The following is a 19,788-nucleotide window of genomic DNA, read 5'->3' on the forward strand; positions in this document are numbered from 1 at the left end:
CGATGCTGCTCATCCCATGCCCCTGGTGCGGGCCCCGCGACGAGGCCGAATTCCACTACGGCGGCCAGGCGCACGTGCCCTATCCCGAGGACCCCGCCGCCCTGACCGACCAGGAGTGGGCCCGCTACGTCTTCTTCCGCGACAACCCCAGGGGTCCGTTCGCGGAGCGCTGGAGCCATGCGGCCGGATGCCGTCGCTGGTTCAACGCCGTGCGTAATACGGCGACGAACGAGATCCTGGCGGTGTACAGGACGGGCGATCCGAAGCCGAATCCAGCCCGTCCGGCGGAATGTGAGCCCCTCCGGCGTTTGAGGAGCGGGGCCCGGGGCGGAGCCCCGGTTACGGGAAGGGGCGGGGCGGGGGAGAACTCCCTGGCCACCGGCGCCCACCCGGCGACGAAACCTCAGGCACCCGAGGCCGCAGGCACGGTCACTCAGCCCCTCCGCCTCACCACGGGCGGTCGCGTAGCCCGGGACGAACCGCTCACGTTCGCCTTCGACGGGACGACATACGAAGGCTTCCGCGGCGACACCCTCGCCTCCGCGCTTCTCGCCAACGGGATCATCCAGGCCGGCACCAGCATCAAGCTCGGCCGCCCGCGCGGCATCTTCTCCGCCGGCGTCGAGGAGCCCAACGCGGTCGTCCAGATCGAGGAGCCGTTCCCCGAGCCCATGCTGCCCGCGACGGCCGTGGAGCTGTACGACGGGCTCGTCGCCAGCAGCCTCCCCGGGCAGGGACGGCTTGCCACAGAGCCCGATCCCGCGCGCTACGACGCCGTCCACGCCCACTGCGACCTGCTCGTCGTCGGCGCGGGACCGGCCGGACTCGCGGCCGCGGCTGCCGCCGCAGGCAGCGGGGCGCGGGTCATCCTCGCCGACGACCAGCCCGAGCTGGGCGGCAGTCTCCTCGGAACAGGCCAACTCCTGGACTGGGCAGCCGAGATGGGCGCGCGGCTCGGTGCCGAGCCCGAGGTTCGTGTGCTGCGCCGCACCACCGTCTTCGGCTACTACGACGACAATCACGTCCTCGCCGTCGAACGCCGCACCAACCACCTCGGCGGCGAAGCCCCCGAGCATGTCTCCCGCGAGCGTGTCTGGCGCATCCGCGCCCGCCGCGTCGTCCTGGCCACCGGAGCCCACGAGCGCTCGCTGGCCTTCGCCGACAACGACCGGCCCGGCGTGATGCTGGCGGGTTCAGCCCGTACGTACGCCAACCGCTACGGCGTCCTGCCGGGCCGTCGCGCCGTCGTCTTCACCACCAACGACAGCGCCTACGCGGCCGCGCTCGACCTGGCGGCGGCGGGCGTGGACATCGCGGCGGTCGCAGACACCCGACCCGAACCGGGGGAGTGGGCGCGCCGCGCCCAGGACGCCGGGATCGAGGTGCTGGCCGGACACGCCGTGGTCGGAACCGAGGGCGAGCAGCGGCTTTCGGCGGTCACCGTCGCTCCGTACGGAGAGTCGGCGGGGCGCGAGTTCGCTGCCGACCTGCTGCTGGTCTCCGGTGGGTGGAACCCCGTCGCGCATCTGTTCAGCCAGGCGGGCGGAAAGCTGCGGTACGACGAGACGCTCGGCACCTTCGTCCCCGACTCATGCCCTCAGGCGGTCGAGGCCGCGGGCTCCGTTGCCGGCGTCTTCGATCTGCCCGGCGTTCTCGCTCAGGGCTCTGCGGCGGGCGCCCGCGCGATCGACGCCGAGGGCTATGGGGTCGGTGCCCCCGAGCTCCCGGTTGCGGCCGGCGAACCGCAGTCCCCGTCCATGCAGGTCTTCGTCGTCCCCGGCGCCGCCGGCGCGCCCTGCTTCGTCGACCTTCAGCGTGATGTCACCGTCGACGACCTGGCCCGCGCGACGGGCGCCGGTATGCGCTCGGTCGAGCACACCAAGCGCTACACCACCGCCGGTACCGCCAACGACCAGGGCAAGACGTCCGGCGTCCTCGCCAGCGGCACCGTCGCCCAGCTCCTGGGCGTGAACATCTCCGCCCTCGGCACGACAACGTTCCGCCCTCCCTACACCCCCGTCTCCTTCGCCACCCTCGCGGGCCGCGACCGCGGCGCGCTCCATGACCCTGTGCGCGTGACCGCCCTGCACGACTGGCACGTCGAGCATGGCGCGCTCTTCGAGAACGTCGGTCAGTGGAAGCGGCCCCGGTACTACCCCCAGGAAGGCGAGGACATGAAGGCCGCCGTGCTCCGTGAGTGCCGCGCTGCCCGCGAGGGCGTCGCCTTCATGGACGCCTCCACCCTCGGCAAGATCGACGTGCAGGGGCCGGACGCCGCCGTTCTTCTCGACCGGCTCTACACCAACATGATGAGCACCCTCAAAGTCGGCATGATCCGCTACGGCGTCATGTGCCGCCTCGACGGCATGGTCTTCGACGACGGCACCGTCATCCGCCTCGCCGCGGACCGCTTCCTCGTCACCACCACGACGGGCAATGCGGCCGCCGTCCTGGACTGGATGGAGGAATGGCTGCAGACCGAGTGGCCCGAACTACGCGTCCACTGCACCTCCGTCACCGAGCAGTGGGCCACCGTCGCCCTCGTCGGTCCCCGCTCCCGCGAGCTGCTGGCCGGCCTCGCCCCCGAACTGGCCGTCGCGAACGACGACTTCCCCTTCATGGCGTGGCGCGACACGACCGTCGCCGAAATCCCGGCCCGCATCTGCCGGATCAGCTTCTCCGGCGAACTGGCCTACGAGATCAATGTGTCGCCGTGGGACGCCCGCGCGCTGTGGGAGGCGCTGTACGCGGCCGGGAGCCCGTTCGGAATCACCCCGTACGGAACCGAGACCATGCACGTGCTGCGCGCCGAGAAGGGCTATCCGATCATCGGGCAGGACACCGACGGCACGGTCACCCCGCAGGACCTCGGCATGAGCTGGGCGGTGTCCAAGAAGAAGCCCGATTTCGTCGGCAAGCGCTCCCACGCACGCGCCGACACCGTACGGGGCGACCGCAAGCACCTCGTCGGCCTGCTCCCCGAGGACCCGGACTCCTTCCTCCCCGAGGGCACCCAGCTGGTCGCCGACAGCGTGCTTCCCGAGCCGCCGGTGCCGATGCTCGGCCATGTCACCTCCAGCTACCACAGCGCGGCGCTCGGCCGGACCTTCGCACTCGCCCTGATCAAGGGCGGCCGGGAGCGCATCGGCGAGCGGTTGTACGCGCCCGTGGGCGACCGTCTGGTCCCGGTGACCGTCGCAAGCCCCGTCCTCTACGACCCCGAGGGAGCCCGCCGCGATGGCTGACACCGCAACCCGCCACAGCCCCTTGGCGCATGCCGCCGGGCGCCTCACCGCGGCCACCCGCGCCTCCGGAGGAGCCGTCCGCCTGGCCGAACTGCCCTTCCTGGCCCAGGTCAACGTCCGGCTCGACCCCAAGGGCCAGGCTGCTGACGCCGTCGGGCTTGCTCTGGGTCTCCAACTGCCCATCGAACCCGACACCGTCGTACACGCCGCTGACCGCGCCGCCATCTGGCTCGGCCCCGACGAATGGCTCGTCGTCGGGCCGCCCGGCAGCCAGTCGGGCCTGGAGGACCAGATCAGGGCGGCTGCCGGCGACGAACCGGCATCGGTCACCGACGTCTCAGCCCAGCGCACCACCCTGCTCGTCACGGGCCCCCGCGCCCGCGACCTGCTGGCCCACGGCTGCCCGCTGGACCTACACCCACGTGCTTTCGGCCCCGGACGCTGCGCCCAGACCACCCTGGCCCGCGCGCAGGTCGTGCTGGTCGCACGGGACGAACCCCGGGCCGGGTTCTGGTTGCTGGTCCGTTCGTCCTTCGCCGGCTACCTGGCGGACTGGCTGCTGGACGCCGCATCGGAGTGCGTCTGACGGAGCTGCTTGCTTGCAGCCGGAAAGGCCGTGGCCTCGGCTGCATGCGTCGCGGAGCGCGAGCGGGAGTTCATGCTCTGCCGGCAGTTCGACGCACGTGAGCGCGAATGGCTGCAGCGGTATCCGTCCGGTCGGCTGGAGATCATCGAGGTCGTTGGTGCTCCGGTCGGCCGGATCCGGCTCTCCAGGCCGACCGCGGACGGCTCCCGCCGTATGGTCGACCTCGCTGCCGCCCGGGAGAACCGGCGTCGCGGCGTCGCGAACCGAGGCGCTGACCCGCTGCCCTCCGCGGCGGCGACGAGCTGGACCTCTTCCTGTTCCTGCACCGGTCGTGAGAGTTGTACCGCGAAGCAAAGGCCGCCGGTTCGGTCATGGCCGAAGCCAGTAGTGCACCCTCGTCTCAGGGTTCACTGGTTGCCCACAGGTTCGTCGACCATACTGCCCGTCGTGGAGCAGCGCGTAGATCCAAACATTCCGCTCGAGTACGCCGTCGGGACAGACCCGGCGTACATCCCTGGCCTCACGGCCCCCCGCTCTGCCGGGACGGGAGAGGTGGAGGAGGCAGAAGAGTCAGTCCCGGACCAGACCGAGGAGCGAAGGTCTGACGAGGCCGTCCGTGAGGAGGTACCCGCCCCCGACGAGGAGGGTGCCGTCAGCGAGACGGGGGAGGAAGTGAGCGGCCCCGTCTTCGAGGTCAGAGACCGCCGCGGTTCGGTCAGGGCGGACCGCGACGGGGTCCGGTTCCGGCTGGACGATGAGGAGGCCGAGTTCCGGTGGGACGAGATCGGCGCCGTCGAGGTGAAGTCCGCCCGATTCGGGCGTCGATTCACCGTCACGGTCCACTTGACGATGCGCCGTTGGTTCGACGCCGAGGTCGAGGCCCCGGCCAGGAGCCTTCTCAAGGAGTGGGCAGCGGAACTCGACGCTGTCCTGGACGCTTACTTCGAGGAGTCCTGACCGGCAGTCAACGGGCCTGTTGCGTATCGGGGAAGAGGCATTCGGCGAGCACCGGGCGGTGGTGCTCGCCGGGCGACATCCCTGGCCGCCACTGACCATGAGGTCGTGAGGTCACACCGCTGCGGCTGCCGGGACAACAACTGGAGCGGGTGAGGTGGCAGGCGGAGACGCGTGATGCGCCTGCCCCTCTTCGGCGATGGCGCGTTGTGCAGGGAAGGCTCACGTCGGCGTCGCCGGTGCGCAGGCGTACCCAGTCCGTCCCTCAGGTTTCCTCTTCCATACGAATGGCGCTCCTGAGGTTTTCGAGTGCCTGGCCGGGCTTCTTCTCCTGCATCTCCAGCAGCGCGGCAGCGATGGCGTCGAGCTTGCGCTGGATCACGTGCTCGGCTCTCCGTTCCGAGTTCTTGAGCAGGGCCAGAAGCAGCAGAGTGACGGCGGTCATCGATTCTCCGGCGAGCAGCAGCCACTCGTCCGGAAGCTTCATGGCATGGGCGGTTACGACGAGAGCCACCAAGGCCAAGCACACTCCGAAAAACGCCGGCGAGCTGGTGAAGTTCGAGGCGTGCTCCGCCAACCGGGCGAACCATGTGCGCTTGTCGCCACCACGATCGGCGGGATGCTGAAGAGTCATACGACTTGCCTACCCGACCACGCGAGGACATGCAGGCCGGCCACCACCGGTGTCGGCGCGCGCCTTTCATGGGGGAAGGCCGAGAAGGCCCGAACCGCCAGGTGGCCGTCGCCATGTCCGCTTTTGGGTGACCCCGTGGCTCGGCGTCGTCATGGCCGGTTCCGTGTATTCGACGATCACAGGCGGCCGGGGAGACGCTGCCGGAGACGTTGAACGCTGGGAGGCCTGTCATGCACATCCTGCTCGTCGCCACTGCGTTCAACAGCCTCACGCAGCGACTCCACGCAGAACTGAGGGATCTCGGTCACACCGTGGCGGTGGAACTCGCCCTGCACGGAGAGCCCTTGGCGGATGCCGTACGTCGTCATGAGCCGCAGCTCGTCGTCGCGCCGATACTGAAGACGGCGATCCCACGCGAGGTGTGGTCCGCGCACACGTGTCTCGTCGTCCACCCCGGCCCCGTCGGGGACCGCGGGCCTTCGTCCCTCGACTGGGCGATTCACGAGGACGTCGGCCACTGGGGTGTGACTGTCCTGCAGGCCAACGCGGAGATGGACGCGGGTGACGTGTGGGCCGCTGCCCCCTGCCCGATGCCGCCGGTGGCCAAGAGCGACCTGTACCGCGGCGAGGTGTCCGACGCGGCGGTGACTGCTGTGATGCTGGCGGTGGAACGGTTCGCCACCGGGATGTACGCCCCTCGCGCGCAGACCGGCCGAGGCAGTGGAGGAACCGGCCGAGCCCGGCCGTATCTCGATCAGAGCGTCCGGCGGATCGACTGGGCGTCGGAGTCCACCGAAGCGATCGTCCGCAAGCTGCGGGCCGCGGACTCGCAGCCCGGAGTGCTCGACGAACTGCTGGGCGAGGAGTGGTACTTGCACGGTGGCCGCCCCGACGACGAGCTGTGCGGGCATCCAGGCGAACTTCTGGCCACACGAGCCGGAGCTGTCTGCCGCGCGACGACGGACGGCGCCGTGTGGATTCCCGAGCTGCGGGCCCGGCGCAGGCCCGGGCAGCCCCCCACGTTCAAGCTGCCTGCCGTTCAGGCGCTTGCCGGCCGGCTGCCCTCCTTGCCGGAGAGCCCCGCGCCCTTGCGTCTGGACGCGCATCGCCGTACCTGGACCGACATCAGCTACCGGGAGGAGCGCAACGTCGGCTTCCTCTCGTTCTCGTTCGCCGGTGGCGCGATGAGCACCACCCAGTGCCGTCGTCTGCTGGCGGCCTATCGGGAGGCCTGCTCGCGTCCCACGTCGGTGCTGGTGCTCGGCGGCAGCCGGGTCTTCTCCAACGGCATCCACCTCAACGTCATCGAGGCGGCCGAAGACCCCGGTGCGGAGTCCTGGGCCAACATCAACGCCATCGACGACCTGGTCGAGGCCGTCCTGATGACCACGGACCGGCTGGTGGTCGCTGCCGTCGGCGGACATGCCGCCGCGGGCGGGGCGATGCTCGCACTGGCAGCGGACGAGGTGTGGTGCAGATCGGGCACCGTGCTGAATCCGCACTACCGGCTGATGGGCCTGTACGGCTCGGAGTACTGGACGTACACGCTGCCTCGCCGAGTCGGTTCGGCGGTGGCAGGGCGTCTGATGCGTCAGGCCCTGCCTGTGAGCGGGCCGGCCGCGCAGCGACTGGGCCTCGTCGAGCGGCTGGTCGAGTGCACCCCGCAGGACTTCACCGCAGAGGTCGCCCGGCTCGCCGGGCACCTCGCTTCCCTCCCCGCGGTGCAGCCGCGGATCGCTGCGAAGAAGGCCGAGCGGGACCACCAGGAGAGTCTCAAGCCGCTCGCTGCCTTCCGGGAGGAGGAGCTGGCCCATATGCGGCGGACTTTCTCCGACCCGGCCGCCCCTTACCACGCTTTGCGTCGCGCGTTCGTCCGCAAGGAGAAGCCGCTGCAAACACCGCCGCACCTGGAGGTTCCGGTGTCTGCAGCACGCGTGACGGATCAGCTCCGGTCCCAGGCCCGTGTCACCGGACCGGACGCCGAAAACTCGGCTTCAGCACCGGATGTCTGTTAACAAGAAGGCTGAGGTCAAAATGCCGAATTTCATGACATACCTCCCCAAGGAGGCACGCTGATGAATGCAGCCACGTCGACCGCGGCCCAGGACGCGGACGCCGCCGGGGCACCCGCCGACGACGCACCCCCGATCCATATCCTCTGGATCAATGCCGGGCTGAGCTGCGACGGTGACTCGGTAGCCCTGACGGCGGCGATGCAGCCCAGTATCGAGGAGATCGTGCTCGGCGTGCTGCCCGGCCTGCCCAAGATCGCTGTGCACTGGCCCCTGATCGACTTCGAATGTGGACCGGTCGGGGGCGCGGACACGTTCATCGAATGGTTCTTCAAGGGCGAGCGCGGTGAGATCGACCCCTTCGTCCTGGTGATCGAGGGATCCGTCCCCAACGAGTCGATCAAGCAGGAAGGCTACTGGTGCGGCTTCGGCGACAATCCCGAAACCGGCCAGCCGATCACCACCAGTGAATGGATCGACCGGCTCGCGCCCAAGGCGCTGGCTGTTGTCGCGATCGGAACGTGTGCCACCTATGGCGGGATCCACGCCATGGCGGGCAACCCGACCGGTGCGATGGGTGTGCCGGACTACCTGGGCTGGGACTGGACGTCCAAGGCCGGCATCCCGATCGTGTGCGTGCCCGGCTGTCCGATCCAGCCCGACAACTTCTCGGAGACCCTGACCTATCTGCTCTACCAGGCGGCGGGCGCCGCTCCGATGATCCCGCTGGACGACAAACTCCGACCGACGTGGTTGTTCGGCGCCACCGTGCACGAGGGGTGCGATCGCGCGGGCTACTACGAACAGGGACAGTTCGCCGACACCTACGACTCGCCCAAGTGCCTTGTCAAGCTCGGCTGCTGGGGCCCCGTCGTCAAGTGCAACGTGCCCAAGCGGGGCTGGATGAACGGAATCGGCGGCTGTCCGAACGTCGGAGGCATCTGCATCGCCTGCACCATGCCGGGGTTCCCGGACAAGTTCATGCCGTTCATGGACGAACCGCCCGGCGCCAAGGTGTCCAGCACCGCCAGCGGAGCGTACGGCGCGGTGATCCGCAAGCTGCGGACCATCACGGCCAGGACCGTGGACAAGGAGCCGAAGTGGCGCCACACGGGACAGCAGCTGACCACCGGCTACCGGCCGCCCTGGTGAACCCCGCTGAACCGAAGTACCTGCACACGCCTCACCGCGCGACCCACCTATAGCTTGAAGAAGGGCACGGCACTCACGATGGCACCGACGACGAAGGCGGCCGGCGACGGCAGTGGCCTGGTGGAAATGGCCTGGGATCCGATCACCCGGATCGTGGGCAGTCTGGGCATCCACACAAAGATCGACTTCAAGCAGAAGCGGGTCGCGGAGTGCTACAGCACCTCGTCGGTCTTCCGTGGCTACAGCGTCTTCATGCGCGGCAAGGACCCCCGGGACGCGCACTTCATCACCAGCCGTATCTGCGGGATCTGCGGCGACAACCACGCCACGTGTTCGGTGTACACCCAGAACATGGCCTACGGGGTGAAGCCTCCGCACCTCGCTGAGTGGATCATCAACCTCGGCGAGTCCGCCGAGTACATGTTCGACCACAACATCTTTCAGGAGAACCTGGTCGGGGTCGACTACTGCGAAAAGATGGTCCGCGAGACCAACCCCGGCGTCCTCGAGCTCGCCGAGCGCACCGAGGCTCCGCACGCCGGGGACCACGGCTACCGCACCATCGCCGACATCATGCGGTCGCTCAACCCCATCGAAGGCGAGTTCTACCGGGAAGCCCTCCAGGTGAGCCGCTACACCCGGGAGATGTTCTGCCTCATGGAGGGCCGCCATGTGCACCCCTCCACGCTCTACCCCGGTGGAGTCGGCACGATTGCCTCCGTTCAGCTCTTCACGGACTATCTCAGCCGCCTCATGCGCTACGTGGAGTTCATGAAGCGAGTCGTCCCCCTGCACGACGACCTGTTCGACTTCTTCTACGAGGCTCTGCCCGGGTACGAGGAAGTCGGCCGCCGACGGGTGCTGCTCGGCTGCTGGGGCGCCCTCAACGACCCCGAGTACTGCGACTTCACCTACGCCAATATGACCGACTGGGGACGGAAGATGTTCGTCACCCCCGGCGTCATCGTCGACGGCAAGCTCGTCACCAACGACCTCACCGAGATCAACCTCGGCATCCGCATCCTGCTGGGCAGCTCGTACTACGACGACTGGCAGGGCCAGGAGCAGTTCGTCACCCACGACCCGCTCGGCAACCCCGTCGACCCGCGCCACCCGTGGAACCAGCACACCATCCCGGCCCCTCAGAAGCGGGACTTCAACGACAAGTACAGCTGGGTGATGTCCCCCCGCTGGTTCGACGGCAAGGACTACCTGCCGCTGGACACCGGCGGTGGCCCCCTCGCCCGCCTGTGGTCCACGGCGCTGTCCGGGCTCGTCGACGTCGGCTATGTCAAGGCCACCGGCAACAGCGTCGTCATCAACCTGCCGCGCACGATGACCAAGCCCGAGACCACCTTCGAGTGGAAGATCCCGCGCTGGAGCAACGCGCTGGAACGAAACCGTGCCCGCACCTACTTCCAGGCCTACGCCGCGGCCATCGCCCTGCACTGCGCCGAGAAGGGCCTGAACGAAGTGCGTGCCGGCCGCACCCAGACCTGGGAGAAGTTCGAGGTGCCTGACCAGTCCATCGGCTGCGGCTTCACCGAGGCCGTACGCGGTGTCCTCTCCCACCACATGGTCATCCGGGACGGGAAGATCGCGAACTACCATCCGTACCCGCCGACTCCGTGGAACGCCAGCACTCGCGACTCCTACGGCACGCCCGGCCCGTACGAGGACGCCGTGCAGAACACGCCGATCTTCGAGGAGAACTCCCCGGAGAACTTCAAGGGCATCGACATCATGCGCACGGTGCGCAGCTTCGACCCCTGCCTGCCCTGCGGCGTTCACATGTACGTCGGCGGCGGAAAGACCGTGAAGTCGATGCACGTGCCCACCGGCCTGAGCGGCCTTTCCGGATGAGCGCGGCAGCCCACACCGCCGCCCCGCCGGCCGATGCTGCCAACCGGGTCATGAACGCGGAGCAGGCAGGACGGCGCGTGGAAGAAGTCCTCGACCGACTGGCCGCCACCGGCGACGAATCGGCGTGTGCCGGGGCCGAGGAACTGGTCAGGGTCCTGATGGACTTCTACGGCGCCGGTCTGGCCCGGATCGTCCGGCTGCTCGATGCCCCCGCCGCCGGCAAATCCCCGGGCAGTCCCCTGGCCGGCCTGCTCGGAGACGAACTGGTCTCGAGCCTGCTGGTCCTGCACGACCTGCACCCCGAGGACACCGCCACGCGCATCGCGCGTGCTCTGGACGCGGCCGGTGACCATGCCTGGGAGGTGGCGGGGTTCGACGACTCCTCCGCAACGCTGCGCCTGCGGTCTGCCGGTGGTGCGGGCTGCGGCTGCGCCGGCACAGCCGCGTCGGCACAGCAGGCAGTCGAGGACGCTCTCACCTGCTTCGCGCCTGAGGTGACGGCTGTGGAAGTGGAGGCGGGCGCCACCGCCCGGGAGCCGGCGCTGCTCCAGATCGGGAAGGCTCCCACGTCCCGTACGGCGCCCGGACCGGCCACGGCGAAGACGCGGTGAGCGCGCCCCAGCTTCGGCCGCAGACTGCTGGGCCTGCCGCTGAACTGCGCGGCCTGCGACGGTTTCTGACCGAGCGGCCACCCCGGCAGGAGCGCTGCGAACTGTGCGGAGTGGCGGTGGCCGACAACAGACACCGCCACCTGGTGGACACGGAGAAACGCGCACTTGCCTGCGCCTGCGTCCCGTGTTCCCTCCTGTTCGAGCGGCCCGGTGCCGCGGGCGGCCGCTTCCGGGCGGTGCCGGACCGCTATCTGGCCGACCCGGACCACCGCCTGGACGACAGCGCGTGGGAAGTTCTGCAGATCCCGGTTGGCGTCGCCTTCTTCTTCCGTAACGCGGCGCTCGACCGCCTGGTCGCGCTGTACCCGAGTCCCGCCGGCGCGACCGAGAGTGAACTGGACCCGTCGGCATGGCAGGCCGTGCTGGGCGGCAGCCGGCTGGCCGCGCTTCTCGAACCCGACGTGGAGGCACTCCTGTTGCGCCGTGTGGAAGGCCGGGCCGAGTGCTACCTCGTCCCGATCGACATCTGTTACGAACTGGTGGGCCGCATGCGCCTGTTGTGGCAGGGCTTTGACGGCGGAGCCGAGGCCCGGGCCGATCTGGAGGCCTTCTTCGCACATGTCGGCGGCCGCGCCCAAGTGGTGCAGGGGGCGGACCGGCCATGACGGAGTTCGCCTTCACGTGTACGGGCGTACGGGCCGACCAGTACGCCGCCGGTCCGACACTCGTCTTCAGGCTGCGCATCACCGCGTCCGACAACGCCCGCGTGCACGCCCTGGCCCTGCGCTGCCAGATCCGTATCGAACCCGCGCGCCGCGGCTACGCTCCCACGGAGGCCGACGGGCTGGCCGACCTCTTCGGAGAGCGCTCACGCTGGGGCAGCACGCTCCAGCCGGTTCAGTTCGCCCAGGTCTCGCACATGGTTCCCAGCTTCACGGGAGAGACGGAAACCGACCTCGCCGTCCCCTGCACATACGACATGGACGTCGCCGCCACCCGGTATTTCAACGCCCTCGAGGCGGGCGAGGTGCCGCTGCTCATGCTGTTCTCCGGAACGGCATTCACCGGGCCAGGCGGCTTCCGCGTCGAGCCCGTGCCGTGGGACCGGGAGGCGGCCTTCCGGATGCCGGTAAAGGTGTGGCAGGAGATGGTCGAGCAGCACTTCCCCGGCTGCGGCTGGATCCGGCTGCCGCGCGACACCATGGACGCGCTGCTCGCATTCCGTTCGCGGCGGGCACATCCCTCCTGGGAGGCGGCCGTCCGGGCCCTGCTGGCCGAGGCCGGCACGCCGGACCCCCAGCCGGTCCACGCCCTGGACCGAGCGCTGCTGCCACGCGCTACCGGAAGGACGGCACGTTGACGACAACTGCCTTCGCACCGGCGACGGAAGCCCGGTTCGCCGTCGCCCGACAGGTGGCCGACGCGGTGCTCTTCGAGGGCTATGTGCTCTACCCGTACCGTGCTTCGGCGGCCAAGAACCGGCTGCGCTGGCAGTTCGGAGTCCTCGTGCCGCCCGCCTGGGGCTCCGAGTGCGAGGAGCACGACTTCCAGCACACCGAATGTCTGATGGAACCGAAGGCGGGCGCGACGCTGGCGGTCGAGGTGCGTTTCCTGCACGCCCGGCGCAGGACCGTGCAACAGGCCCGGCAGGACGGCGGGTTCGAGACGGTGCCCGAACTCCACCTCGAGGATCGCGTCCTGGTGCCCTGGGACGAGGGCGTCGAGGAGCGTGTCGAGGTCCTCGCAGACGTGGAGGAGCTGGCAGGAGACGGTGTCACCGTTCCCTTCACCCGCCCTGCCCGCGAAGAGACCGAGCCCGTCCTGGACGCGACCGGCCGGACAGTGGGCCGGCTGATTCGCCGATGCGAGGAGATCAGTGGCGCCGTGCGGCTGTCCGCACGTGACCTCGACGGTCCCTACCGGGTGATGCGCCTGACCGCTGTCGTGGAGAACACCAGCAGCTGGAGCCCGCCGGACGGCACGGCCGACCGTGACGCGGCGCTGCCCCGCTCGCTGGTGGCCGCGCATCTGCTGATGGGCCTCAGCGCCGGGTCGTTCCTGTCGATGACGGATCCGCCCGAGTGGGCCAAGGGCGCGATCGCGTCCTGCCGCAACCTGCACACCTGGCCGGTCCTCGCCGGCGAACCCGGCCGCGCGGACCTGGTGCTGTCTTCCCCGATCATCCTGGAGGACCACCCCGCCATCGCCCCGGAGAGCCCAGGGGCTCTCTACGACGCCACCGAGATCGACGAGATCCTCGCGCTGCGCACCGCAGCCCTCACCGACGAGGAGAAGCGCGAGGCTCGTGGCACCGACGAGCGGGCCGGCGCGGTGATCGACCTGGCCGACTCGATGCCCCCTGAAGTCCTTGAGCGCCTGCACGGTGCGGTGCGTGCGCTACGGGAGGTGACCGGCCCCGACGCGTCGGACGCTGACGCACCCCCGCCGCCCGACTGTCGCGGGTTCACCGACGAATACGGCGTGGAGGCGCCGGGCACCCCGTGGTGGGACCCGGCGAGCGACTCCGGCTTCGACCCGGCCCGCGACCGGGTCGTCGTGGACGGCCGGTCGCTGGGGGCCGGGAGCCGCGTGCTGCTGCGCCCCGGCCTGCGGCGCACCGACGCACAGGACCTGTTCCTGCACGGCCGCAGCGCCAGGGTCGAGGCGGTGCTGCACGACGTGGACGGGGCAGTGCATCTGGCAGTGACCGTCGAGGGCGATCCAGGAGCCGACATCCGCCGCGAGCAGGGCCGCTTCCTGTACTTCCAGCCCGACGAGGTCGCCCCCCTGGAGGACGCATGACACGTCCTGAGCGGAACAGCGACCGGATTCTGGTCGCCGGGGTCGGAAACATCTTCCTCGGCGACGATGGCTTCGGCGTCGAGACCGTGCGCAGGCTGGCCGCGGAACAGCTGCCGGAGCACGCCGAGGTCGTGGACATCGGCGTACGGGGCGTACACCTGGCGTATCAGCTTCTCGACGGCTACGACACGCTCGTCCTGGTCGATGCCACGGCGCGCGGCGGCGAACCCGGCACGGTGTATCTGATCGAAGCCGACGGCGCGTGCGGCATCGAGCCCCGGAACGCGCTGCTGGACGGTCACCGGATGTCCCCCGACGCGGTCCTGGCTCTCCTGGAGACCCTCTGCGCCGGGACCGGCGCGCGGCCGCCGCGGCGCATCCTGGTAGTGGGATGCGAACCCGCCGGTGTGGAGGAAGGCATCGGTCTCAGTCCGGCCGTGGCCGCCGCGGTGCCGGAGGCCGTACGGCTGATCATGGGCTTGCTGCGGGACGGCGAGCAGGAATCGTCCGCGCCACCGGCTGCGGTCGGCGAGGCTGCGAAGTGAGGAGAAGAGCATGAAGAAGACGATCATCGGTGGCGCGGCCGCCGCTACTGCCGCGACTGCGCTGGCCGCCGTCGTCAGGCTGGCCCTGCCGGACCTCATGCGCTATCTGCGCATCCGCAGGATGTGACGCGACTGAGGCGACTGCGTCAGTAGGCGCCGTTCACATTGTCGATCGAGCCGTACTTGGCGGCGGCGTAGTTGCACGCGGCGGTGATGTTGGCGACCGGGTCGTAGCTGTCCATCGACGTGCCGGGCACGTGATAGGCACGGAACGTCGGGTCGATGACCTGGAGGAGCCCCTTGGACGGGGTTCCCTTCACGGCGTTGGAGTCCCAGTTGTTGATGGCCAGCGGGTTGCCCGAGGACTCGCGCATGATGTTCCGGTGGATGCCGTTGTACGAGCCGGGGATGCCGTGCTTGGCCATGACGTCGAGCGACTCCCTGATCCAGCCGTCGAGGTTGTTCGCATAGGTCGCGGGCTTCGCGGCGGTGGCGGCGCTATTGGTGGCCAGCGTGCTCCTCTGCGCGGAGCGGCTGGCCCGCTCGTCCGGAGAAGACGTGTTGGGGGTCACCTTGGCCTTTTTGCCGACCGACAGCTTGAGACCCGCGTGAATCAGCGAAGGGTTGCTACCGATTGCCCGCCGGTTGTCCTTGTACAGCTGCATCCAGCCGCCGCTCAGGGAGTGCGCCCGTGCGATCTTGGAAAGGGAGTCGCCCACAACGACGGAATAGGTGGTGGGCAGGGCCTTCTTCGCGGCGACGGGTGTGGTGCCCGCGACGGTCGGCGCCACAGCCTTTTCAGCTGTGAAGGGATGCGCCGTCGGCTGCGCCGCGCCGGCAGTGGTCGCGCCGATCACCGGCAGGACGAGTGCGGCACCTCCCGCACCCGCAGCGACGAAACCCCGAGTGATCGGGCTGGACTTGGGACGGCGATGCTTACCCTTTGCGGGCATGGCGAGTTCCTCTCCGTCGCCTGCGAGGTCAGCTGTCGGGTTCGGGCTGGAGATGCCCGGCCGCAGTAGGAATGCGACTTCACCCCGAGCCGTTCCGGATTCCGGATCGGCGGCTTACCTGGGTCCCCCGCTCCTGCCGTACGTAAGTGGGTGGGTTTTGCCGGACGGCGGCAGGATTCGGCGTTCCGTCCGGATTGCGGTGACCGTAAGCGAAAAGGGCTGGATGGAACAAGCCCTGAATTCACCACTGCAATCCACGCGGCGGATTCTGCCGCGAAAAATCCGGTGATCCACCGAGGGCGGGAAACTCAACTTTCTTTCTGGGGCACGGGACTGAGCCAGGCCGGCGCCCTTCGCGCAGCGTCACGGACGTGACCCATATCACGAGCTTCGATGCGGGACGGTCTGCCCCACGGCGCCGCGAAAATACACGACAAGTCGCGTGATTTCCCGCAAAATGGATGTCGGGAGCAATGTCGAGCAAACGCCCATTCCGGACACTCCGAGGCGGGATTGCGCTCCCGGGGTGCGTATTCAATCCCTGCATTCGACTTATACGTGCATTGGTGCCCTATAGGTACGTTCTGTCCGTTTAGGTGGTAATCGGAGCCACCCCTCGGCCGGGCTGTTCTGTGGCGACGTACACCTCGAGACCGGCACGGCTTCCGCCGCTGCCCCGAATGGTGTACGCGGCCGGGTGGCGTCGGCGTGCCGGGCTCCCGGCCACCGGGTCCCGGCCTGTAATGGTGCCGAACGGCCCCAGCGCTCAGCTTGCGCGGGCGGGCGACGCCCACCGGGCCCAGAGCGTTCGACGGCGGTCGGCCAGTGCCAGGACGGAGAGCGATGCACGAGATGTCCATCGCGTTGGCTGTCGTCGGCCAGGTGGAGCAGGCGGCGGCCGAAGCAGGCGGCGTCACCGCGGTGACGTCCGTACGCCTCCAGGTCGGCGAGTTGGCCGGTGTGGTCCCCGACGCTCTCTCCTTCTGCTTCGAACTGGCCTGTGCCGGGACCGTTCTGGAAGGTGCCGAGCTGGTCGCGGACTCCGTGCCGGGTCGTGCCCGCTGCGAACCGTGCGCGGATGAATGGGCGGTCGGAATGCCGCCGCAACTGTGCTGTCCGATGTGCGGAGAGGCGACCGCCGAGCTGCTCTCGGGCCGCGAGCTGCAGATCGTCAGCGTGCACTGGGAGGACGGCCAGGAGCACGAACGGGCCCGTGAACCCATTTTCGAGGAGTGCTGAAGCATGTGCCGTGTGGTCGATCTGCAACAGGCGGTCCTCGCCAAGAACGATGCGACCGCGCACACGCTGCGCGCCGAACTTGCCGCCCGCGGCACCACGATCGTCAATCTGCTGTCCAGCCCCGGCAGTGGGAAGACCGCTCTGCTGGAGGGCGAGCTGCTGCTGGCACGGGAGCGGGGAGTACGGGTCGCGGCCCTGACCGCCGACCTCGCCACCGAGAACGACGCTGTGCGCCTGGCTCGTTCAGGAGTTCCGGTCAAGCAGGTGCTGACCGACGGTCTGTGCCATCTGGAGGCCGGGATGCTGAGCCGGCACCTGGACGGATGGCTGTCCGAGGACACCCGGCTGCTGTTCGTGGAGAACGTCGGCAACCTGGTCTGTCCGGCCTCGTACGACCTCGGTGAGTCCTTGCGGGTCGTGCTCGCCTCCGTGACGGAGGGGGAGGACAAGCCGCTGAAGTACCCCACCGCCTTCGGTCTGGCGCACCTGGTGGTGGTGACCAAGACCGATATCGCAGAGGCGGTCGAGTTCGACGAGGCGGCGTTCCGGGCGAACGTCGCGCAGGTCAACCCCGGGGTGGAAGTGCTGCTGACGTCCGCGCGTCGGGGCGACGGCGTCGGGGCGTTGCTGGACCGGGCGACGGCGGCAGCGGACGGCGGGCCGGTCCACTCGCCCGTCATGGCCCGTCAGGAGCATCTCCATCACCACGAACACGGTACGCATACCCCTACGCCGGCCTCCGGCGCCATGGCGCAGTCCGGCTCGTGAGCGGTCGGCAGCCGGCCGCCGCCGTCGCGGAGGAGGCGGTGCAGCGCAGGCGGGTCACTGTCCGGGGCGTGGTTCAAGGCGTCGGGTTCCGGCCCTTCCTGTACACACTCGCCACCGGGCTCGACCTGGTCGGCCATGTGACCAACACCGGTGAGGGCGTTGTCGCGGAAGTCGAAGGGCCACCCGCTGACGTTGCTCTCTTCTGTGCCCGCATCTCCGCGGACGCGCCGCCTCTCGCGCGGGTGGAGTCCGTCGACCATCAGGAGGTCCCCACCACCGGGGGTGAGGGGTTCACCATCGCCGCATCCACCATGGGCGGACCCGCGCGCACCCTGGTGTCGCCGGACATGGCGACCTGCGCGGCCTGCCTCGCGGAACTGGCCGATCCGGCCGACCGGCGTCACCGCCACCCCTTCATCACCTGCACGCACTGCGGCCCCCGCTTCACGATCGTCCGCGGTCTTCCGTACGACCGGGACCACACGACCATGGCCGACTTCCCGATGTGCGCCGACTGTGCCCGGGAGTACGCCGATCCGGCCGACCGCCGCTTTCATGCGCAGCCGGTCGCCTGCCACGCCTGCGGCCCCCGCCTGCGTCTGCTCGTGGCGCAAGCGAATACGGAAGATTCGCCTCGGACCGTATCCGCCGAGGACCCCATCACCGAGGCCCGCAGGCTCCTGTCCCAAGGCGCGATCCTCGCCGTGAAGGGCCTCGGCGGCTACCACCTCGCTTGCGACGCCTCCAACTCCCGGGCCGTGGCCACGTTGCGCCACCGCAAGGCCCGGGGGAACAAACCGTTCGCCCTGATGGCCAGGAGCATCGCCGACATCGAGCACCTTGTGCACCTGGGCTCCCAGGAGCGAAGTCTGCTGACGGGCGGCGTCAGGCCCATCGTCCTGCTGCGCCGTCGGCCTGACGCTGTGCTGCCGGGACTGCCGGGGCCGGGGCCCTCGGAGGAGGTCGCCCCCGGCAGTCCCGATCTCGGCGTGATGCTTGCCTACACACCTCTGCACCATCTGCTTCTCGGCCTGCCCGGCGATGCCGACGGGCCGTGTCTGCTCGTGATGACCAGCGGGAATGTGGCGGGGGAGCCGATCGTCACCGAAGACACCGACGCACTGACCCGGCTGGCGCACCTGGCAGACGCCTGGCTCACGCACGACCGCGGGATCCACGTGCCGTGCGACGACTCCGTGGTGCGGGTGTGCGACGGGGAGCCGCTGACGATCCGCCGCGCTCGTGGCTACGCCCCCTTGCCCGTGGTACTGCCCCTACCCGTGCCGGCGGCTCTCGCTGTCGGGGGCGACCTCAAGAACGCGTTCTGTCTCGCGGAAGGGCACAGGGCCTGGCTGTCGGCTCATATCGGGGACATGGACGACCTCGCCACACAGCAGGCGTTCGAGCGCGCCGAAACGCAGTTGGAGTCGATCACCGGGGTGAACCCTGAGCTGTTGGCGGCCGACCGGCATCCCGGCTATCGCTCCGGACAGTGGGCCACCCGGCACGCGGCCGGTCGGCCCGTCGTGCGGGTCCAGCACCATCACGCCCACGTCGCCGCCGCGATGGCGGAGCACGGACTGGACGGGAGCCGCCCCGTGATCGGGGTCGCGTTCGACGGCACTGGCTACGGTGACGACGGGGCGGTGTGGGGTGGGGAGTTCTTGCTGGCGGACTACCACGGGTTCAGCCGCTTCGGACACGTCGCCTATGTCTCCCTGCCGGGCGGCGACGCCGCGGTGCGCCGGCCGTACCGAATGGCACTCGCACATCTGCGCGCAGCCGGGATCGCCTGGTCCCAGGACCTTCCCTGTACTGTCGCCTGCCCTCCCGACGAACTCCGGGTGCTGGAACACCAGTTGGAGCGGAACCTGAACTGTGTGCCTACGTCCAGCATGGGGCGGCTCTTCGATGCCGTCTCCTCGCTCGCGGGCGTCTGCCATCAGTCCGGATACGAAGCCCAGGCAGCCATTGAGCTGGAGGCGGCCGCGCTCACGGCGGCGGCCGAGGACGTCGTCGGCTACGCGTTCGCCGTGCGGCCTCCGGATGATGGCCGGGCTGCGGTGGCCGCCGACCCTGCACCCGTTCTGGCAGCCGTCGTCGACGACGTACGGGCGGGCACACCTCCAGCCCTTGTCGCCGCGCGCTTCCTCCGGGCCGTCGCCGATCTCGTACACAAGATCTGCGTCATGGCGCGAGACGAGCGCGGACTGGACACCGTAGCCCTGACCGGCGGTGTCTTCGCCAACACTCTGCTCTCATCGGCGTGCGCACGGACGCTTCGCGAGGACGGCTTCACCGTCCTGCGCCACCACCAAGTCCCGCCGAACGACGGGGGGCTGGCGCTCGGTCAACTGATGGTGGCCGCACATACCGCCGTGGCCCTGCGCGCAGGCGGCAACTGACGACGTGCCCCGGGGAGTC

General features: G+C 69.5%; 16 protein-coding genes and 1 riboswitch. Of the genes, 14 read left to right on the forward strand and 2 right to left on the reverse strand.

What is annotated here, in order from left to right; all coding sequences use genetic code 11:
* Positions 1–2: 2 nt before the first annotated feature.
* The 3 genes from AB0D12_RS23195 to AB0D12_RS23205 all read left to right on the forward strand — a co-directional run bounded on the left by AB0D12_RS23195 (position 3) and on the right by AB0D12_RS23205 (position 4,788).
* On the forward strand, positions 3–3,245 hold the full coding sequence (locus tag AB0D12_RS23195; protein WP_362685964.1) for a sarcosine oxidase subunit delta family protein: 3,243 nt from the start codon (positions 3–5) through the stop codon (positions 3,243–3,245).
* Positions 3,238–3,831: a sarcosine oxidase subunit gamma family protein gene (locus AB0D12_RS23200; protein ID WP_362685967.1), complete on the forward strand. Its 594-nt coding sequence runs from the start codon at positions 3,238–3,240 to the stop codon at positions 3,829–3,831. Before AB0D12_RS23195 ends, AB0D12_RS23200 begins: the two co-directional genes overlap by 8 nt.
* Positions 3,832–4,278: 447 nt before the next feature.
* Entirely contained in the window at positions 4,279–4,788 is a 510-nt protein-coding gene (locus AB0D12_RS23205) for a hypothetical protein (protein ID WP_362685970.1), read from the forward strand.
* A gap of 262 nt (positions 4,789–5,050) precedes the next feature.
* On the opposite strand, the gene AB0D12_RS23210 is transcribed toward AB0D12_RS23205, so the two are convergent.
* Positions 5,051–5,419 (reverse strand): low affinity iron permease family protein, encoded by a 369-nt coding sequence (locus AB0D12_RS23210; protein ID WP_362685973.1) that lies wholly within the window; start codon positions 5,417–5,419, stop codon positions 5,051–5,053.
* Between the two features lie 230 nt (positions 5,420–5,649).
* On the opposite strand from AB0D12_RS23210, the gene AB0D12_RS23215 reads away from it, so the two are divergent.
* The 8 genes from AB0D12_RS23215 to AB0D12_RS23250 all read left to right on the forward strand — a co-directional run bounded on the left by AB0D12_RS23215 (position 5,650) and on the right by AB0D12_RS23250 (position 14,404).
* Positions 5,650–7,434, forward strand: coding sequence for an enoyl-CoA hydratase-related protein (locus AB0D12_RS23215; protein WP_362685976.1), 1,785 nt, complete (start codon positions 5,650–5,652; stop codon positions 7,432–7,434).
* A gap of 60 nt (positions 7,435–7,494) precedes the next feature.
* Entirely contained in the window at positions 7,495–8,583 is a 1,089-nt protein-coding gene (locus AB0D12_RS23220) for a hydrogenase expression protein HypE (protein ID WP_362685979.1), read from the forward strand.
* A 78-nt stretch (positions 8,584–8,661) separates the two neighbouring features.
* Positions 8,662–10,446 carry a nickel-dependent hydrogenase large subunit gene (locus tag AB0D12_RS23225; protein ID WP_362685982.1) on the forward strand — a complete coding sequence of 595 codons (1,785 nt, stop codon included), beginning with the start codon at positions 8,662–8,664 and terminating at the stop codon, positions 10,444–10,446.
* A complete protein-coding gene (locus tag AB0D12_RS23230) occupies positions 10,443–11,057 on the forward strand; it encodes a hypothetical protein (protein ID WP_362685985.1) in 615 nt (204 codons plus the stop codon). The genes AB0D12_RS23225 and AB0D12_RS23230 overlap by 4 nt, the downstream gene beginning before the upstream one ends.
* A complete protein-coding gene (locus tag AB0D12_RS23235) occupies positions 11,054–11,722 on the forward strand; it encodes a DUF5947 family protein (protein ID WP_362685988.1) in 669 nt (222 codons plus the stop codon). The genes AB0D12_RS23230 and AB0D12_RS23235 overlap by 4 nt, the downstream gene beginning before the upstream one ends.
* Positions 11,719–12,417 (forward strand): DUF6084 family protein, encoded by a 699-nt coding sequence (locus tag AB0D12_RS23240; protein ID WP_362685990.1) that lies wholly within the window; start codon positions 11,719–11,721, stop codon positions 12,415–12,417. Before AB0D12_RS23235 ends, AB0D12_RS23240 begins: the two co-directional genes overlap by 4 nt.
* Complete coding sequence (locus AB0D12_RS23245; RefSeq protein ID WP_362685993.1) at positions 12,414–13,859, forward strand: hypothetical protein; 1,446 nt, start codon at positions 12,414–12,416, stop codon at positions 13,857–13,859. The genes AB0D12_RS23240 and AB0D12_RS23245 overlap by 4 nt, the downstream gene beginning before the upstream one ends.
* Positions 13,856–14,404, forward strand: coding sequence for a hydrogenase maturation protease (locus tag AB0D12_RS23250; RefSeq protein ID WP_362686000.1), 549 nt, complete (start codon positions 13,856–13,858; stop codon positions 14,402–14,404). Before AB0D12_RS23245 ends, AB0D12_RS23250 begins: the two co-directional genes overlap by 4 nt.
* A 146-nt stretch (positions 14,405–14,550) precedes the next feature.
* On the opposite strand, the gene AB0D12_RS23255 is transcribed toward AB0D12_RS23250, so the two are convergent.
* Positions 14,551–15,357, reverse strand: a complete 807-nt coding sequence (locus AB0D12_RS23255) for a transglycosylase SLT domain-containing protein (RefSeq protein WP_362686003.1) — start codon at positions 15,355–15,357, stop codon at positions 14,551–14,553.
* A gap of 4 nt (positions 15,358–15,361) precedes the next feature.
* Positions 15,362–15,550, reverse strand: a riboswitch (cyclic di-AMP (ydaO/yuaA leader).
* A 650-nt stretch (positions 15,551–16,200) separates the two neighbouring features.
* On the opposite strand from AB0D12_RS23255, the gene AB0D12_RS23260 reads away from it, so the two are divergent.
* From AB0D12_RS23260 to hypF, 3 genes are read left to right on the forward strand one after another with little or no spacing between them, the layout of a single operon-like run.
* The gene (locus tag AB0D12_RS23260; protein WP_327327862.1) at positions 16,201–16,596 is read left to right on the forward strand and encodes a hydrogenase maturation nickel metallochaperone HypA; all 396 of its coding nucleotides are present in this window, start codon (positions 16,201–16,203) and stop codon (positions 16,594–16,596) included.
* 3 nt (positions 16,597–16,599) lie between these two features.
* Positions 16,600–17,364 (forward strand): hydrogenase nickel incorporation protein HypB, encoded by a 765-nt coding sequence (gene hypB, locus AB0D12_RS23265; protein WP_362686006.1) that lies wholly within the window; start codon positions 16,600–16,602, stop codon positions 17,362–17,364.
* Positions 17,361–19,769, forward strand: a complete 2,409-nt coding sequence (gene hypF / locus AB0D12_RS23270; RefSeq protein ID WP_362686009.1) for a carbamoyltransferase HypF — start codon at positions 17,361–17,363, stop codon at positions 19,767–19,769. The genes hypB and hypF overlap by 4 nt, the downstream gene beginning before the upstream one ends.
* The last annotated feature ends 19 nt before the right edge of the window (positions 19,770–19,788 follow it).

The organism is Streptomyces sp. NPDC048479 (assembly GCF_040651435.1).
Lineage (GTDB): Bacteria > Actinomycetota > Actinomycetes > Streptomycetales > Streptomycetaceae > Streptomyces.

Bases quoted from the DNA above. Each gene is read 5' to 3' on its own strand.
- AB0D12_RS23195 (WP_362685964.1), top strand. From the start codon at position 3: ATGCTGCTCATCCCATGCCCCTGGTGCGGGCCCCGCGACGAGGCCGAA.
- AB0D12_RS23200 (WP_362685967.1), top strand. From the start codon at position 3,238: ATGGCTGACACCGCAACCCGCCACAGCCCCTTGGCGCATGCCGCCGGG.
- AB0D12_RS23210 (WP_362685973.1), bottom strand. From the start codon at position 5,419: ATGACTCTTCAGCATCCCGCCGATCGTGGTGGCGACAAGCGCACATGG.
- AB0D12_RS23215 (WP_362685976.1), top strand. From the start codon at position 5,650: ATGCACATCCTGCTCGTCGCCACTGCGTTCAACAGCCTCACGCAGCGA.
- AB0D12_RS23220 (WP_362685979.1), top strand. From the start codon at position 7,495: ATGAATGCAGCCACGTCGACCGCGGCCCAGGACGCGGACGCCGCCGGG.
- AB0D12_RS23225 (WP_362685982.1), top strand. From the start codon at position 8,662: ATGGCACCGACGACGAAGGCGGCCGGCGACGGCAGTGGCCTGGTGGAA.
- AB0D12_RS23230 (WP_362685985.1), top strand. From the start codon at position 10,443: ATGAGCGCGGCAGCCCACACCGCCGCCCCGCCGGCCGATGCTGCCAAC.
- AB0D12_RS23240 (WP_362685990.1), top strand. From the start codon at position 11,719: ATGACGGAGTTCGCCTTCACGTGTACGGGCGTACGGGCCGACCAGTAC.
- AB0D12_RS23250 (WP_362686000.1), top strand. From the start codon at position 13,856: ATGACACGTCCTGAGCGGAACAGCGACCGGATTCTGGTCGCCGGGGTC.
- AB0D12_RS23255 (WP_362686003.1), bottom strand. From the start codon at position 15,357: ATGCCCGCAAAGGGTAAGCATCGCCGTCCCAAGTCCAGCCCGATCACT.
- AB0D12_RS23260 (WP_327327862.1), top strand. From the start codon at position 16,201: ATGCACGAGATGTCCATCGCGTTGGCTGTCGTCGGCCAGGTGGAGCAG.
- hypB (WP_362686006.1), top strand. From the start codon at position 16,600: ATGTGCCGTGTGGTCGATCTGCAACAGGCGGTCCTCGCCAAGAACGAT.